The sequence below is a fragment of the Burkholderia sp. Bmkn7 genome (genome assembly GCF_041103175.1).
GTDB classification, from domain to species: domain Bacteria; phylum Pseudomonadota; class Gammaproteobacteria; order Burkholderiales; family Burkholderiaceae; genus Burkholderia; species Burkholderia cepacia.
In genome coordinates this window covers 3105761-3120771 of the sequence record NZ_JBGCUH010000003.1, presented here as the reverse complement: position 1 = coordinate 3120771, position 15011 = coordinate 3105761, and the positions used below count along the sequence as shown (strand labels likewise).

Annotated in this window: 17 protein-coding genes; 11 read left to right on the top strand and 6 right to left on the bottom strand. The window is 67.2% G+C overall.

Features of this window, described 5'->3' with window-relative positions:
• The first annotated feature begins 110 nt into the window (after positions 1-110).
• The 6 genes from AB3K92_RS36115 (at position 111) to AB3K92_RS36090 (ending at position 5694) form a co-directional block, all read left to right on the top strand.
• A complete protein-coding gene (locus AB3K92_RS36115) occupies positions 111-854 on the top strand; it encodes an amino acid-binding protein (RefSeq protein WP_369466757.1) in 744 nt (247 codons plus the stop codon).
• 211 nt (positions 855-1065) lie between these two features.
• The gene (locus tag AB3K92_RS36110; protein WP_021160758.1) at positions 1066-2016 is read left to right on the top strand and encodes a branched-chain amino acid ABC transporter permease; all 951 of its coding nucleotides are present in this window, start codon (positions 1066-1068) and stop codon (positions 2014-2016) included.
• A gap of 18 nt (positions 2017-2034) precedes the next feature.
• Positions 2035-3204 (top strand): branched-chain amino acid ABC transporter permease, encoded by a 1170-nt coding sequence (locus AB3K92_RS36105; RefSeq protein WP_021160759.1) that lies wholly within the window; start codon positions 2035-2037, stop codon positions 3202-3204.
• 24 nt (positions 3205-3228) lie between these two features.
• Entirely contained in the window at positions 3229-4005 is a 777-nt protein-coding gene (locus AB3K92_RS36100) for an ABC transporter ATP-binding protein (RefSeq protein WP_021160760.1), read from the top strand.
• Positions 4005-4721, top strand: a complete 717-nt coding sequence (locus AB3K92_RS36095; protein WP_042975782.1) for an ABC transporter ATP-binding protein — start codon at positions 4005-4007, stop codon at positions 4719-4721. The genes AB3K92_RS36100 and AB3K92_RS36095 overlap by 1 nt, the downstream gene beginning before the upstream one ends.
• A 322-nt stretch (positions 4722-5043) precedes the next feature.
• The gene (locus AB3K92_RS36090) at positions 5044-5694 is read left to right on the top strand and encodes a DUF2278 family protein (protein ID WP_369466756.1); all 651 of its coding nucleotides are present in this window, start codon (positions 5044-5046) and stop codon (positions 5692-5694) included.
• A gap of 24 nt (positions 5695-5718) precedes the next feature.
• Here the strand turns inward: AB3K92_RS36090 and AB3K92_RS36085 are convergent, their stop codons facing one another.
• The 3 genes from AB3K92_RS36085 to AB3K92_RS36075 all read right to left on the bottom strand — a co-directional run bounded on the left by AB3K92_RS36085 (position 5719) and on the right by AB3K92_RS36075 (position 8697).
• Positions 5719-6174 carry a GNAT family acetyltransferase gene (locus tag AB3K92_RS36085; protein ID WP_021160763.1) on the bottom strand — a complete coding sequence of 152 codons (456 nt, stop codon included), beginning with the start codon at positions 6172-6174 and terminating at the stop codon, positions 5719-5721.
• Between the two features lie 13 nt (positions 6175-6187).
• On the bottom strand, positions 6188-7372 hold the full coding sequence (locus AB3K92_RS36080; protein ID WP_027786679.1) for an acetylornithine transaminase: 1185 nt from the start codon (positions 7370-7372) through the stop codon (positions 6188-6190).
• A 293-nt stretch (positions 7373-7665) separates the two neighbouring features.
• Complete coding sequence (locus AB3K92_RS36075; RefSeq protein WP_021160764.1) at positions 7666-8697, bottom strand: CDP-6-deoxy-delta-3,4-glucoseen reductase; 1032 nt, start codon at positions 8695-8697, stop codon at positions 7666-7668.
• A gap of 107 nt (positions 8698-8804) precedes the next feature.
• Between AB3K92_RS36075 and AB3K92_RS36070 the strand changes: the two genes are divergently transcribed.
• Positions 8805-9842, top strand: coding sequence for an NAD-dependent epimerase/dehydratase family protein (locus tag AB3K92_RS36070; RefSeq protein WP_021160765.1), 1038 nt, complete (start codon positions 8805-8807; stop codon positions 9840-9842).
• Here AB3K92_RS36070 and AB3K92_RS36065 read toward each other — a convergent pair.
• The gene (locus tag AB3K92_RS36065) at positions 9825-10013 is read right to left on the bottom strand and encodes a hypothetical protein (protein ID WP_021160766.1); all 189 of its coding nucleotides are present in this window, start codon (positions 10011-10013) and stop codon (positions 9825-9827) included. The genes AB3K92_RS36070 and AB3K92_RS36065 overlap by 18 nt on opposite strands.
• 106 nt (positions 10014-10119) lie before the next feature.
• On the bottom strand, positions 10120-10836 hold the full coding sequence (locus AB3K92_RS36060; RefSeq protein ID WP_060280093.1) for a pseudouridine synthase: 717 nt from the start codon (positions 10834-10836) through the stop codon (positions 10120-10122).
• A 114-nt stretch (positions 10837-10950) separates the two neighbouring features.
• Here AB3K92_RS36060 and copC point away from each other — a divergent pair, with 114 nt between their 5' ends.
• From copC to AB3K92_RS36040, 4 genes are all read left to right on the top strand, one after another.
• Positions 10951-11325, top strand: a complete 375-nt coding sequence (copC, locus tag AB3K92_RS36055) for a copper homeostasis periplasmic binding protein CopC (protein ID WP_369466755.1) — start codon at positions 10951-10953, stop codon at positions 11323-11325.
• 68 nt (positions 11326-11393) lie between these two features.
• A complete protein-coding gene (locus AB3K92_RS36050) occupies positions 11394-11894 on the top strand; it encodes a DinB family protein (RefSeq protein ID WP_059493058.1) in 501 nt (166 codons plus the stop codon).
• Positions 11895-12073: 179 nt separating this feature from the next.
• Positions 12074-12847: an SDR family oxidoreductase gene (locus tag AB3K92_RS36045; RefSeq protein WP_021160770.1), complete on the top strand. Its 774-nt coding sequence runs from the start codon at positions 12074-12076 to the stop codon at positions 12845-12847.
• 211 nt (positions 12848-13058) lie between these two features.
• On the top strand, positions 13059-13994 hold the full coding sequence (locus tag AB3K92_RS36040; protein WP_369466754.1) for a LysR family transcriptional regulator: 936 nt from the start codon (positions 13059-13061) through the stop codon (positions 13992-13994).
• Between the two features lie 98 nt (positions 13995-14092).
• On the opposite strand, the gene AB3K92_RS36035 is transcribed toward AB3K92_RS36040, so the two are convergent.
• Positions 14093-14989, bottom strand: a complete 897-nt coding sequence (locus tag AB3K92_RS36035; protein ID WP_369466753.1) for a LysR family transcriptional regulator — start codon at positions 14987-14989, stop codon at positions 14093-14095.
• Between the last annotated feature and the right edge of the window lie 22 nt (positions 14990-15011).

The window sequence follows — 15011 nt, the reverse complement described above, 5'->3', positions numbered from 1 at the left end:
ATGGTGCAACCGGGTTGCTCCCATCGTTTTCAAGCGTCTCTCAAAATTGGTTGCAATGCAGGAAAACCCCATCGAATCAGGATTATTGGCGTCCTATAAATGGAGTTACAATGCGCCCGTTTTCAGGCCTGAATGGCTTTGAAATCGGGTTTTGGCAAGGCGCGGGAGACCATTCGATGCATGTGAAGTTGGCTTACGCCGTGTCCGTCGCCGCACCGGTTGCAATGCTTGCCGGCTGCAGCAAAAAGAGCGACGGCGGGGCGGGGAGGGAGGCTGCGGTGTTCGCGGCACCGCCGGCCAGCGGCGTGCGCGTCGCCGGAACCGGTCGTGCGGCACCGTTCGCGTGCCGCATCGCGCAATTGGGCAAGGACAAGGAAAACGGGGCACGTTTGGCGATCGAGGAAATCAACGCGCTTGGCCTGGCGAACGGCCAGGCAGCGGGCACGCAGGTTGCAGCGCAGCAAGCCGCCGGTCGTGGCGTGACAGCGACCGTGCGCGCCGATCGACGCAGGCCGGCCATGGTGCCCGGCGCTGCGGGCAGCGTGCCGATGTCGCCGGCCCCCTTTCATTTCGATTCGACGAAACAGCGTGTTGCCGCGAGCCATGATGTCGCGGCGCGCGGTCTGGTTCGTACGATGGATTCCGACGCAGTCCTGACGAATGTCGGGCACGGCGTTCGCGGTGCCTTGCGGGGCGGCGCGACACGGAATCCGATCTGCCCGGATGCGGGGCTCGCCTCGCGCCGGACGGGAAAAGGCACGGATGCCGGGCAACCGGACGATGGCCGTCTCGGCATGCTGCCCCACGACTTCAAGGAGGCCACGAACACCGTCCTCGATGTCGTGACGATTTAGCGACGGGACTCATGACGGCACCGGAACAGTGCGGTGCCGTTTCTGTATCCGCTCCGGCGGCAGGTCCGGCCGTACAGGCCGGGCGGCGCGCGCCGGGACGATCCACCCTTACCGGTATCGACTAGTACCCGCAGTGTCGCCGAGAAGGCGCGATTCCTCGCTTACCCGCGGGGCGTACCGTCCTCCGGCAGCACGGGCCAAGGAGCTTTAAATGGATATTTTCGTCCAGCAGGTTCTCAACGGGCTGGTGCTCGGCAGTGTCTACGCCATCATCGCGTTGGGCTACACGATGGTGTACGGCATTCTCGGCATCATCAACTTCGCGCACGGCGACGTGCTGATGATCGGCGCGATGGTCGCCTTGTCGGCCATCACCGTGCTGCAGAACCATTTCCCCGGACTCGGCAACGTCGCGACGCTGACGATCGGCCTGGGCATCGCCGCCGTCGTCTGTGCGTTCGTGGGCTTCACGATCGAACGGGTCGCATACCGGCCGCTGCGCCGCGCACCGCGCCTCGCCCCGCTGATCACCGCGATCGGCGTGTCGATCCTGCTGCAGACCGCCGCGATGATCATCTGGTCGCGCAACCCGCTGCCGTTCCCGCAATTGCTGCCGACCGATCCGATCAACGTGATCAAGGCGACCGACACGACGCCGGGCGCCGTGATCTCGGTCACTGAAATCGTGATCATCGCGGTGGCGTTCCTCGTGATGGGCGGCCTGCTGCTGCTCGTGCACAAGACCAAGCTCGGCCGCGCGATGCGCGCGATCGCCGAAAGCCCGAACACCGCGAGCCTGATGGGCGTGAACCCGAACTTCGTGATCTCGGCGACGTTCATGATCGGCTCCGCGCTTGCCGCGCTGGCCGGCGTGATGATCGCGTCCGAATACGGCAACGTGCACTTCTACATGGGCTTCATCCCCGGCATGAAGGCATTCACGGCCGCGGTGCTGGGCGGGATCGGCAACCTCGGCGGCGCAATGGTCGGCGGCGTGCTGCTCGGCCTGATCGAGCAGCTCGGGGCCGGCTACATCGGCAACCTCACGGGCGGTGTGTTCGGCAGTAACTACCAGGACGTGTTCGCCTTCGTCGTGCTGATCATCGTGCTGGTGTTCCGTCCGTCCGGCCTGTTGGGCGAACGTGTCGCGGATCGCGCGTAACGGAAGGGAGCAAACAACATGACATCCATTCAACCGATTGAATCCTCGACGTCGCTCGTCGAAGAGCGCAACACCACCAAGACCGTCATCATCGGCATCCTGACCGCTGCGTTCGTGATTGCCGCGCCGATCATCATCGGCTCGGCAGGCGGCAACTACTGGGTCCGCGTGCTCGATTTCGCGATGCTGTACGTGATGCTCGCGCTGGGCCTGAACGTGGTGGTCGGCTTTGCCGGCCTGCTCGACCTCGGCTACATCGCGTTCTACGCGGTGGGCGCGTACACGGCGGCATTGCTGAGCTCGCCGCACCTGACCTCGCAGTTCGAGTGGATCGCGGCGCTCGCGCCGAACGGCCTGCACATCCCGTTCCTGATCATCGTGCCGATCGCGATGGCGCTGGCGGCGACCTTCGGGATCCTGCTCGGCGCGCCGACGCTGCGCCTGCGCGGCGACTACCTCGCGATCGTGACGTTGGGCTTCGGTGAAATCGTCCGGATCTTCATGAACAACCTCGACCGCCCGGTGAACATCACCAACGGCCCGAAGGGGATCACGGGCATCGATCCGGTGCACGTCGGCGGCTTCAACCTGTCGCAGACGCACTCGCTGTTCGGCCTGCAGCTGCCGTCGGTCTACATGTACTACTACCTGTTCGTGCTGTGCTCGCTGCTGGTGATCTGGGTGTGTACGCGCCTGCAGCACTCGCGTATCGGCCGTGCCTGGGCCGCCATCCGCGAAGACGAAATCGCGGCGAAGGCGATGGGCATCAACACCCGTAACGTGAAACTGCTCGCATTCGCGATGGGCGCGTCGTTCGGCGGCCTGTCGGGCGCGATGTTCGGTGCGTTCCAGGGCTTCGTGTCGCCCGAGTCGTTCACGTTCTGGGAATCGATCGTCGTGCTCGCCTGCGTGGTGCTCGGCGGCATGGGCCACATCCCGGGTGTGATCCTGGGCGCGGTGCTGCTCGCGATCTTCCCGGAATTCCTGCGCTCGACGATGAGCCCGCTGCAGCACGCGCTGTTCGGTCATGACGTCGTCGATACGGAAGTGATCCGTCAGGCGCTGTACGGCCTCGCGATGGTGGTCATCATGCTGTACCGCTCGGAAGGCCTGTGGCCCGCGCCGAAGCATGAGGACAAGATCGCGAAACTGGCGAAGCGCAACAGCAAGAAGCCGGTGCGCGCTTAACCTACGGACACAGGGGATATACACATGAGCGACAAGCAAATCCGACTGTCCGTCAAGGGCGTGAACAAGCGCTTCGGTGGCCTGCAGGCGCTGTCCGACGTCGGTCTCGAGATCAAGGAAGGCGAGATCTACGGGCTGATCGGCCCGAACGGCGCCGGCAAGACGACGTTCTTCAACGTGATCACGGGCCTCTACACGCCGGACTCCGGCGAGTTCAAGCTCGACGGCTCGGAATACAAGCCGACCGCGGTGCACCAGGTCGCGAAGACGGGCATCGCGCGCACGTTCCAGAACATCCGCCTGTTCGGCGGGATGACGGCCCTCGAGAACGTGATGGTGGGCCGCCACGTGCGCACCAAGCACGGGCTGCTCGGCGCGGTGTTCCAGACGCCGGCCGAACGCCAGGAAGAGCGCGAGATCAAGGAACGCGCGATCGAGCTGCTCGAATACGTCGGCGTGCTGCAGTACGCCGACTACACGTCGCGCAACCTGTCGTACGGCCACCAGCGCCGGCTGGAAATCGCGCGCGCATTGGCGACCGACCCGAAGCTGCTCGCGCTCGACGAGCCGGCGGCCGGGATGAACGCGACCGAGAAGGTCGAACTCACGCGCCTGCTCGACAAGATCCGTTCGGACGGCCGCACGATCCTGCTGATCGAGCACGACGTGAAGCTCGTGATGGGATTGTGCAACCGGATGACGGTGCTCGATTACGGCAAGGTGATCGCCGAGGGTCTGCCGCAGGACGTGCAGAAGAATCCGAAGGTGATTGAGGCATATCTCGGCGCAGGGGTGCACTGATGGCAGCGGCAATGTTGAAAATCAAGGGCTTGCAGGTCAACTACGGCGGCATCCAGGCCGTCAAGGGCGTTGACATGGAAGTCCGTCAGGGCGAGCTCGTGACGCTGATCGGCGCGAACGGCGCAGGCAAGACCACGACGATGAAGGCGATCACGGGTCTCAAGGCGTATTCGGCGGGCGACATCGAGTACGACGGCAAGTCGATCAAGGGCGTGCCGACTCACGAACTGCTCAAGCGCGGCCTCGCGATGGTGCCGGAAGGCCGCGGGATCTTCGCGCGGATGTCGATCGTCGAGAACATGCAGATGGGCGCATACCTGCGCAACGACACCGAGCAGATCAAGAAGGACGTCGACCGTATGTTCGGCTTTTTCCCGCGCCTGAAGGAGCGTGCGACGCAGCTCGCGGGCACGCTGTCGGGCGGCGAGCAGCAGATGCTGGCGATGTCGCGCGCGATCCTGTCGAAGCCGAAGCTGCTGCTGCTCGACGAGCCGTCGATGGGCCTGTCGCCGATCATGGTCGAGAAGATCTTCGAAGTGGTGCGCGAGATCTCGAAGGAGGGGATCACGGTGCTGCTCGTCGAGCAGAACGCACGCCTCGCGCTGCAGGCGGCCGACCGTGGTTACGTGATGGATTCGGGCACGGTCACGATGGAAGGCGATGCGAAGCAGATGCTCGACGATCCGAAGGTGCGTGCCGCGTATCTCGGTGAATGAGTGAGTGAATGAGCGGGCCCGATGGCGCGCGACGGCAGGTGCCGGGCGCGTCGCACACGGGCTTTCGAAAGGCTGTCACGGGATGCCGTGACAGCCTTTTTTTTCGTGTCGTGCCATTCGAATCGAACTTGTGCGTTCGGATGCGACTCCATTCGACTGTTACGCCGCGCACGCGGCGCGGGGGCGATGGGGCGGCCACCCGCAGCGGGTCGCCCGCAGCCGGTCGCCCGAAGCCGGTCGCCCACAAACCGACACACGGGCCGTGTAGTATCGACGGCCCCTCGGGACACGGAGAGCACGCATGAGTCTGGACTAAGGTTTCGTGAAGGCGAAGGTGACATCGGTGGCGAAGCTGAAGGGCTCGCCGCACGGCAGCGAGATCCAGTATCACATCCACCTGACGCTGGCGTTGCCGGGCGGCAACTGGGACGTCGCGATCAACGTCGGCACCAGCGACGCGGACGACTTGCTGAACTACAAGCTCGTCTACGATTTCCACCACCCGATCACGCAGACGCTCGCGGCCGCGACCGAAGGTTATACCGACCTGACGGGGCAGGCCGCATTGCCCGCGCTCGACTACTTGCGCAGCGACATCCTGAACGAAACGGGGGCGTGGCGCGCGAGCGCCGTGATGGACGGCACCGAGAATCCGGAGCCGATCCCGTCGCTGCTGCGGCTCGTGAACGCCGCGCAGTCGCAGGGGCTCGACGTCGTCGTGTTCGGCCGCTCGTATGCCGAAGGCAACGGCATCCACGACACGCACATGAACCAGGGTTCGACCGGCTCGAACTACGTGCACCGTGCGGGCGACGACCACAACGACCACAACGACGTCTGGCAGGACGGCGCGCTGATCGTGCGCGTGAGCGACACGCAGTGGGCCGCCTATTTCGCCGCGTTCGAGCAGCAGGCCGTGCCGACCGACGCGCTCGGCAATCCGCTGCCGGGCGCGGGGCCGATCACGCGCTGAGATCGCCGGCGGCCGGCTGTCGCGTCATGCGGCCGGCAGCGTCTTGCCGAACGAGATGCGCTCCTCGACGCGGTAGCCGAGCGCCGCGTAGAAGCGGCACGCGTCGTCGTTGCCCGGCAGCACCTGCAGGTTGATCTTCAGGCAGCCGCGCGCGGCGAGCGCGCGTTCCGCATGCGCGATCAGCGCGCGGCCGATGCCGAGCCGCCGCGCGTCGTTCGATACGCCGAACGAGTAGAGCCAGCCGCGATGTCCGTCGAAACCCGCCATCAGCGTGCCGACGACGCGTGCGCCGCTGGTCGCGACGAAAAACAGCTCCGGCTGCGTCGCGAGCTTCAGCTCGATCGATCGCAGCGGATCGCGGTGCGGCGGCGCACCGGCTTCGTCGTACTGCGGGAACGCATCGCGCCATACCGCGAGCACGGCATCGGTGTCGGCGCGTTCGAACGGGCGGATTGCGACAGCATCGGCGGCGGCATCCATCGGCGGGCTCTCCTCAGAGTGTGTCGAGAACCGACCGCAGCATCGCCATCATCTGGTCGATCTCTTCGGTCGTCACGTTCAGTGCGGGCATGAAGCGCAGCAGGTTCGGCCGCGCGGCGTTCAGCAGCAGGCCGTCGGGCTGCATGTCGCGTGCCTTCTCGACGATCTGCGGGCCGATGTCCTTGCCGAGCAGCAGCGCGCGCAGCAGGCCTTCGCCGCGTTCGCCTTCGAAACCGCGCTCTTCCGACAGTTCGAGCAGCTTGCGCTTCAGGTATTCGCTGCGCGCGCGCACGCCTTCGAGGAAGCCGGGCGCGACGAGCTGCGAGATCACCGAATAGCCGACCGCCGTCATCAGCGGGTTGCCGTTGTACGTGCCGCCCTGGTCGCCGGCCTCGAACACCGCGACCTCGGCCTTCGACAGCAGCGCGCCGAGCGGGGCGCCGCCGCCGATGCCTTTCGCGAGCGTCATGACGTCCGGCTCGATGCCGGACAGCTCGTATGCGAACAGCGTGCCCGCGCGGCCGCAGCCGCTTTGCACCTCGTCGACGATCAGCAGCAGGTTGTGCTGTTTCGTCAGCGCGCGCAGCGCCTGCATGAATTCGCGCGTCGCCGGAATCACGCCGCCTTCACCCTGGATCGGCTCGAGCATCACCGCGACGGTCTTGTCGGTGATCAGCCTCTCGACCGAGTTGATGTCGTTGAGCTCGGCCTTCGGGAAACCCGGCACCTGCGGTGCGTAGATCGTGTCCCAGCCCGGCTTGCCGCTGGCCGACATCGTCGCGAGCGTGCGGCCGTGGAAGCTGTGGTCGAACGTGATGATCTCGTAGGCGCCGTTCTTGAACTTGCGGCCCCACTTGCGCGCGAGCTTGATCGCGCCTTCGTTTGCCTCCGCGCCGCTGTTCGTGAAGAACACCTTGTCGAACACGCTGTGCTGCGTGAGCAGGCCCGCGAGCTTCGCCATCGGTTCGTTGTAGAACGCGGGCGACGGGTTCAGCAGCTTTTCCGCCTGCGTCTTCAGCGCCTCGACGATGCCGTCGTTGCAGTGGCCGAGGCTGTTGACGGCCCAGCCCTGGATGAAGTCCAGGTAGCGCTTGCCCGTGTGATCGTAGAGCCACGAACCCTTGCCGTGCGTAAACACGATGTCGGGGCGGTTCGTGATGTACATCAGCGAGTCGATCGGATAATCGTTCAGGGGCATGGCAGCAGACTCCAGCGGGCGTTGAAAGGGAAACAGGCAATAAAAAAGCCACGGAAGGCCGTGGCTGGTGGGTCGAACAGCTTGTGCGTAACCGGTGAAGCGGTGTGGGGGTTACGCGCGAGTCCGTGACGAGCCTGCGGCATCCGGGCGGAGCGGCGAGCGGCGACGTCGAAGGGCGGACAGGAAGCAGTTCATGTGCGCAAGCATAAGGCATCCCGCGCCTCACTGTAAACCGCCGCGATGCCACGGATGTGACATCGCGGTGCGCGACGCGGGACGCGGATGCGCGGGTGTCAGACCGGATGCGCGAGATCGGCGGCGCTCGTGAACGAGTCGGCGTAGAACTCGTCAGCCGGCAGCGCGTGATGCTGCGTGAAGTCGCGTTGCGCGGATTCGACCATCACCGGCGCGCCGCACGCGTAGACCTGGTAGCCCGACAGGTCGGGCAGATCCTCGATCACCGCGCGATGGACGAAGCCGGTGCGGCCCGTCCACTGGTCGCCGGCGTCCGGCTCGGAGAGCACCGGCACGTACTTGAAGTTCGGGATCTCGCGTGCCCACTGCTCGGCGAGCTCGTCGAGGTAGATGTCCTTCTTGCGGCGCGCGCCCCAGTAGAGCGTCATCGGGCGCGTGATGCCCGTGTGCTTCACGTGCTCGATGATCGCCTTGATCGGTGCGAAGCCCGTGCCCGATGCGAGCAGCACGATCGGCTTGTCGGAATCCTCGCGCAGGAAGAACGTGCCGAGCGGGCCTTCGAAGCGCAGGATGTCGCGCTCCTTCATTGCGCCGAACACGTGGTCGGTGAACTTGCCGCCCGGCATGTGGCGGATGTGCAGCTCGATCGGGCCTTCCTCGTGCGGCGCGTTCGCCATCGAGTAGCTGCGGCGCGAGCCGTCCTTCAGGATGAACTCGACGTACTGGCCCGCGAGATACTGCAGGCGTTCGTTGGCGGGCAGCTGCAGCTTCACGACCATCACGTCGTCGGCCTTGCGTTCGAGCGCGGCGATCCGGCACGGCAGCTTCTTGACCTGCACGCCGTCGACGCCGGCGATTTCGCGCACGTCGATTTCGAGATCGCACTGCGCCTTCGAGCAGCACAGCAGCGCGAGGCCGCGCGTGCGCTCGTCGTTGGACAGCGCCGACGCGGCGTGCGGGCCCTGTTCGATCTGGCCCGACACGATCTGGCCCTTGCAGGAGCCGCACGCGCCGTTCTTGCAGCCGTACGGCAGATGGACGTTCTGGCGCAGCGCAGCCGCCAGCACGGTTTCGTCCGACTCGACCTGGAATTGCCGGCCGCTTTGCTTGAGAGTGACGTTGAATGCCATAGAACCAAACTAGAACAAAATGTGGGGACCGTGCATGTCGGGCACGGCAGCTACAATGCAAGCCCGTTGCGCGTCGCGCAACGGTGGCTACTGATTTCGCAACCAACATGATCGCGACTCGAATCCTGCGCCGGCCGCGCGCACTGATCGTCGGCTGCGGCGACGTCGGCATGCGCTGCGTCGCGCAATGGCGCGACACGCACCGCAACCTGCGGATCTTCGCGCTGACGAGCCACCCGGCCCGCCGCGACGAACTGCGTGCCGCGGGCGCGACGCCGATCGTCGGCGACCTCGATCGCCGGGCGACGCTCGGCCGCCTCGCGGGCCTGGCCCGCACGATCCTGCATCTCGCGCCGCCGCCATCCGACGGCCGCGACGACCGGCGCACGCGTGCGCTGATTGCCGCAACGACCGTGCCTGCGCGTCGGCCATCGACTCCGCCGGCACCGGCGGTCGGCCGGCTCCGAACGCTGCGCACCGCTGCACGGCAGGCCGGCGCACCCGTTCGGGGAGCGCGTATTGTACCCGACGGCCTTCGCGCGCCGAGGCTCGTCTACGCGAGCACGACGGGCGTATACGGCGACTGCGGTGGCGCGCGCATCGACGAGACGCAGCCCTTGCGCCCCGCGAATCCGCGCGCGTTCCGACGCGTGTCGGCCGAGCGGCAACTGCGCGCGGCGACGGTGCGCGGCGTGCTGTCCGCGCGCATCGTGCGCATTCCGGGCATCTACGCGGCGAACCGCCTGCCGGTCGCACGGCTCGAGCGCGGCACGCCGGCACTCGAACCGGCCGACGACGTCTACACGAACCACATCCACGCGGACGATCTCGCTGCGATCCTGCGCCGCGCGGCCGAACGCGGCAAGCCGGCGCGCGCCGTGCACGCGTCGGACGACAGCGAACTGCGGATGGGGGAATATTTCGACCGGGTCGCGCAGGCGCTCGGCCTGCCGAGGCCGCCACGCGTCAGCCGCGCGGACGCCGAGCGCCAGCTCGAGCCGACCCTGCTGTCGTTCATGCGCGAGTCGCGGCGCCTGTCCAACGCCCGGCTCAAGGCCGAATTGTGCGTGACGTTGCGGTATCCGACCGTAGACGATTTCCTTCAAACGCTCGCGCCGGGCAGCGCATCAGGTCAGCGCCGGTAATGCCTCGATCAGCAGGAAGCACAGCAGCGCGCCGATCAGCGCGCCAATCAGGTTCGGATGATATTTGTGCTTCGCGTGCATCATGGCCAGCAGGCCGCCGATCACGATGACACCGACGACCGCGAACGCGATCATCATGTACGACAGTTCGAAAGTATGGTTGACGTTCATGGTATCTCCCCCTGCATCGCTGCTCGTGCAGCTTGTGATTTCAGTATAGCGGGGGAACATGCGGCCGAGACGCGGCCGGGCATCGAACGATCGTGCGGATTTTCCCTTACAGGGTTTCGACGGGATTGCGCAGCGCTGAAAGGTCGGCGTCATCGAGCCAGCGCCACGCACCCGGCGCGAGATCGCCCGGCAGCGCGAAGCCGCCGATGCTTTCGCGATGCAGCGCTTCGACGCGATTGCTCGCCGCCGCGACCATGCGCTTGACCTGGTGATACTTGCCTTCGAGGACGGTCAGCGCGAGCGCGTGCGGTGCGCGCGCGTCGGCGGCGACCGCCGCGATCGGCTTCGGCTCGCCGTGCAGCTGCACGCCGGTGCGCAGCGCATTCAGCTGCGCGTCGTCGAGCGGGTGGCGCACGGTCGCCACGTAGGTTTTCGGCACCTTGCGCTTCGGCGACGTGTACGCGTGCACGAACTGGCCGTCGTCCGACAGCAGCAGCAGGCCCGTCGTGTCCTGGTCGAGACGTCCGACGCACTGCACGCCGCGCGCGACGAGCGGCGCGGGCAGCAGGGTGAACACGCTCGCGTGGTGTTGCGGGTCGCGCGAACACTCGTAGCCGGCCGGCTTGTTGAGCGCGAGATATGCGCGCGCGTGGAACGGCCACGCCGTATCGTCGACCGAGAACACAAGGCCGTCGGTATCGAACGCGGCGTCGGGGTCGGTCGCGCACGCGCCCGCCACGCTGACGCGGCCCGCTTCGATCAGGCCGCGGCACTGGCGGCGCGAGCCGAAGCCCTGGGTGTAGAGAATGCTTTCGAGATCCATAGCGCGCGCATTCTATCAAGCGGCGGCGCGCGGCCGGCGTGAACCCGCATGCGCTGGTAAGCTGCCGGTACGCCGCGCGGGGCGCGGCGCCCGTTCACTCTTCACGGAAAGTCCATGCCTTTCGCTTCGTTCCCGTTCGGCCGCAAGGCTGCCGCCGTCATCCTCGCCGCAACCGTCTCGTCGGTTGCGTTCGCGCACGCGCATCTCGCGAAGAGCGACCCGGCGGCGGGCGCGGCGGTGGCCGCCGCACCGGCTGCCGTCACGATCGATTTCACCGAGCCGCTGGAGCCGGCGTTCAGCTCGATCGTCGTCGTCGACGGCAACGGCAAGACGGTGTCGGACGGCCGTGCGCGCGTCGACACGTCAAACCGCAAGCGGATGACGGTGCCGCTCACGGCGGCCGGCACGGGCGCCTATACGGTGAAATGGGTGGCCGTCGCGACCGACGGGCACCGCACGCAGGGCGCGTACGGCTTCAGCGTGAAGTGACGTGACGCAACGGCGGCGGCAGGCCCGTGCCAGGGCTGCCGTCGCTTCCATTCGACAGGGAGTCCCGCATGAATCCGACGACGCTCGACGCACTCGCCGATTTTCCCCGTCAGCTCGAAGCGCATTTCGCGGCCGTCCCCGACGGCTACGCGCGCTGGACGCCCGGCGACTGGGCCGGAATCCCGAGCGAGCACTTCTCGCCGCTCGGGCAGCTTTGCCACGTGCGCGACATCGAGACCGACGGTTATCACGTGCGGCTGCGGCGGATGCTCGAGGAAGACCGGCCGCTGCTCGTATCGATCGATGGCGACGCGCTCGCGATCGAGCGCCGCTACAACGACGCGTATGCGTCCGACGTGCTCGCGGCGATCCGCGAAGCACGGCGCGAGACGCTCGACCTCGTGTCGCGCCTCACGCCCGAACAGCTCGCACGCACCGGGGAGTTCGACGGTTACGGCTCGCTGACCGTGCGCGGGCTCGTCCACTACCTGTGCAGCCACGACCAGCAGCATCTGGCCGGCATGCAATGGCTGCTCGGCAAGATCGACGCGGCGCTGTACGCGCGCTGAGCCGGCCGGCATCCGCGGCATCGGTCGGCGATTCCGGAAATCCTGTCGGTGCGGCAGGCCACATTACGCTGCGGCGATTGGACGGATTTTCTGGATAATCCATCCAGCCGCGACCGGCTGACCGGTGCGTCGCGCGTGCCTACACTCCAGGATTCGTTCATCGAGAAAAGGAGTCCACCGTGGCAATTCATACGCTCGCAGACAAGGTCGTCCTGATCGCAGGCGGCGCAAAGAATCTCGGCGGCCTGATCGCCCGGGATTTGGCGAGCCACGGCGCGAAGGCAGTGGCGATTCACTACAACAGCGCCGCATCGCAGGCACAGGCCGAGGAGACGGCCGCCGCGGTGCGTGCGGCCGGCGCGGAGGCTGCCACGTTCCAGGGCGACCTGACGACGGCCGCCGCGGTCGAGAAGCTGTTCGACGACGCGAAACAGCGCTTCGGCAAGATCGACATCGCGATCAACACGGTCGGCAAGGTGCTGAAGAAGCCGTTCACCGAGATCAGCGAGGCCGAGTACGACGAGATGTTCGCGGTCAACAGCAAGTCGGCGTTTTTCTTCATCAAGGAAGCGGGGCGGCACCTCGAGGATCACGGCAAGCTCGTCACGCTCGTGACGTCGCTGCTCGGCGCGTTCACGCCGTTCTATGCGGCGTACGAAGGATCGAAGGCGCCGGTCGAGCATTTCACGCGTGCGGCGTCGAAGGAGTACGGCGCGCGCGGGATCTCGGTGACGGCCGTCGGGCCGGGTCCGATGGACACGCCGTTCTTCTATCCGGCCGAGGGCGCCGATGCGGTCGCGTATCACAAGACGGCGGCCGCGCTGTCGCCGTTCAGCAAGACGGGCCTGACCGACATCGAGGACGTCGTACCGTTCATTCGCCATCTCGTCACCGACGGCTGGTGGATCACGGGCCAGACGATCCTGATCAACGGCGGCTATACGACGAAGTAAGCGACCAAGTAACTGGCCAAGTAACCGGCCGGGTAACGCGCCGCTTCGGCGGACGTTGCGGGGTGCGGCGTGCACCGCAATGGCGCGTTTGCGTGGACAATGGACGGGCGTGCGGCCTCGCGGCTGCGCGCCCGTTTTTCCGTGCCGCCGAACCTTGCCGCGACGCGCGACAGCCGGCGGCGACGCGTTTCCGAACCTACGTTCCCTGCCGATGGACAAGCTGGATCAGGTCAGAATCTTCCTGCAGGTTGCCGAGATGGGCAGCTTCATCAAGGCCGCGCACGCGCTCGACGTGCCGCGCGCGACCGTGTCGGCGGCCGTCCAGCAGCTCGAGACGGGGCTCGGCACGCGCCTCCTGCATCGCACGACGCGCCAGGTGCAGTTGACGGCCGACGGCGCGTTGCTGCTCGAACGCGGCCGGCGCCTGCTCGCGGAAGCCGACGAACTCGACCGCCTGTTCCGCCGCCGCGACCGCGACGTGATCGGCCGGCTGAACGTCGACGTGCCGAGCCGGATCGCGCGCCGCATGGTGGCGCCCGCGCTGCCGTCGCTGTTTCGCCGTTACCCGAAGCTGCAACTGTCGCTCGGCTCGACGGATCGGTCGATCGACCTGGTGCAGGAGGGCGTCGACTGCGCGATCCGCGTCGGGCGGCTCGCGGACAGCAGTCTCGTCGTGCGGCCGCTCGGGCAGTTCACGCTGATCAACTGCGCGAGCCCCGACTACCTGCGCGAATGCGGCGTGCCCGAGCATCCGGACGCGCTCGCGCACGGACACTGGGCGATCGGCTATGCGTCGCCGACGACCGGGCGTGAACTCGACTGGGAATACTGCTCGGACGGCCAGCGGTACACCCTCACGCTGCCGAGCCGCGTGATCGTCAACAACGCCGAAACCTATATCGCCAGCTGCATCGCCGGGATGGGGCTGATCCAGATTCCGCGCTTCGACGTCGAGCATCTGCTGGACAGCGGGGCGCTGGTCGACGTGATGCCCGGCCACCGTGCCGCGCCGATGGACGTGTCGGCCGTGTATCCGCATCGCCGGCACCGGTCGAGACGGCTCAACGCGTTCATCGAATGGTTCGCGGAGTTGATGGCGGATGCGCTGAACGGCACGGGCGCGACCGCGACCGCGACCGGCGACTGAGGACCGGCGACCGAAAGGGGCGCCGCGCCCGCACGCGCCGACCGCGATCGGCGGGGGCGCGCCGGCGGCATTCGACATCCATTGCGACCGGCGCGCGTTCAGTCGGCGTGTGCGGAGAACTGCCGCGTGCGCCCGGTGGCCCGCACCGCGTCGATCAGCGCGGCGCCGGCGTCGTCGGGCTTCGACGCGAACGCGTAAAAGCGCGCGGCCGGCAACGCCGGCAGGCCGTCTTGCGGCCCGCATTCGCGCAAGCCGTCGCGCAGCTGGCTGCGCGCCAGCGCGGTGACCGCGAAGCCGGCGAGCGCGGCCGACACGCAGCCGGCCATGCTGCCGCTCTCGAACAGCACGCGAAACGGGCGCAGCGCGGCGGCGAGTGCCGCGACGGCGGCTTCGCGATAAACGCACGGCTGCGGAAACAGCGCGAGCGGCACGTCGCCGCCGGCGTCGAGCGTGCGATCCGACGCGAACGCCCACACGAGCGGCTCTTCCCACAGCAGTTCGCCCGGCGTGTCGACCTGCCGGCACTGCTTGCCGAACACGACGTCGAGCCGGCCGAGCGTCTGCTCGCGCAGCAGCGACGCGGTGATGCCGACCTTCAGTTCGATCGACGTGCGCGGGTGGCGGTCGCGAAACGTGCGCAGCACATGCGGCAGCCACGCGCCCGCGAAATCCTCCGACGCGCCGACCCGCAGCGGCCCGTGCGCCGGCGCGCCGCGCAGCCTCGCGCGCACTTCGCGCTCCATGTCGACGATGTTGCGCGCGTACGCGTACAGCGTGTCGCCGGCCGGCGTGAGCGCGATGCGGCGCGTCGTGCGCGCGAGCAGCACCGTGCCGGCCGCCTGTTCGAGCCGCTTGATATGGCCGCTGACGGCGGACGGTGTCAACGCAAGCCGTTCCGCGGCCGGCGCGAACCCGCGGCTGTCGACGACTTCGAGGAAGGTGCGCAACAGCGTGATGTCGAGCGCGCTCGACGCGGGATCGGTCAGCGGTTCCATGGTTCGATTCAACACAATGTGC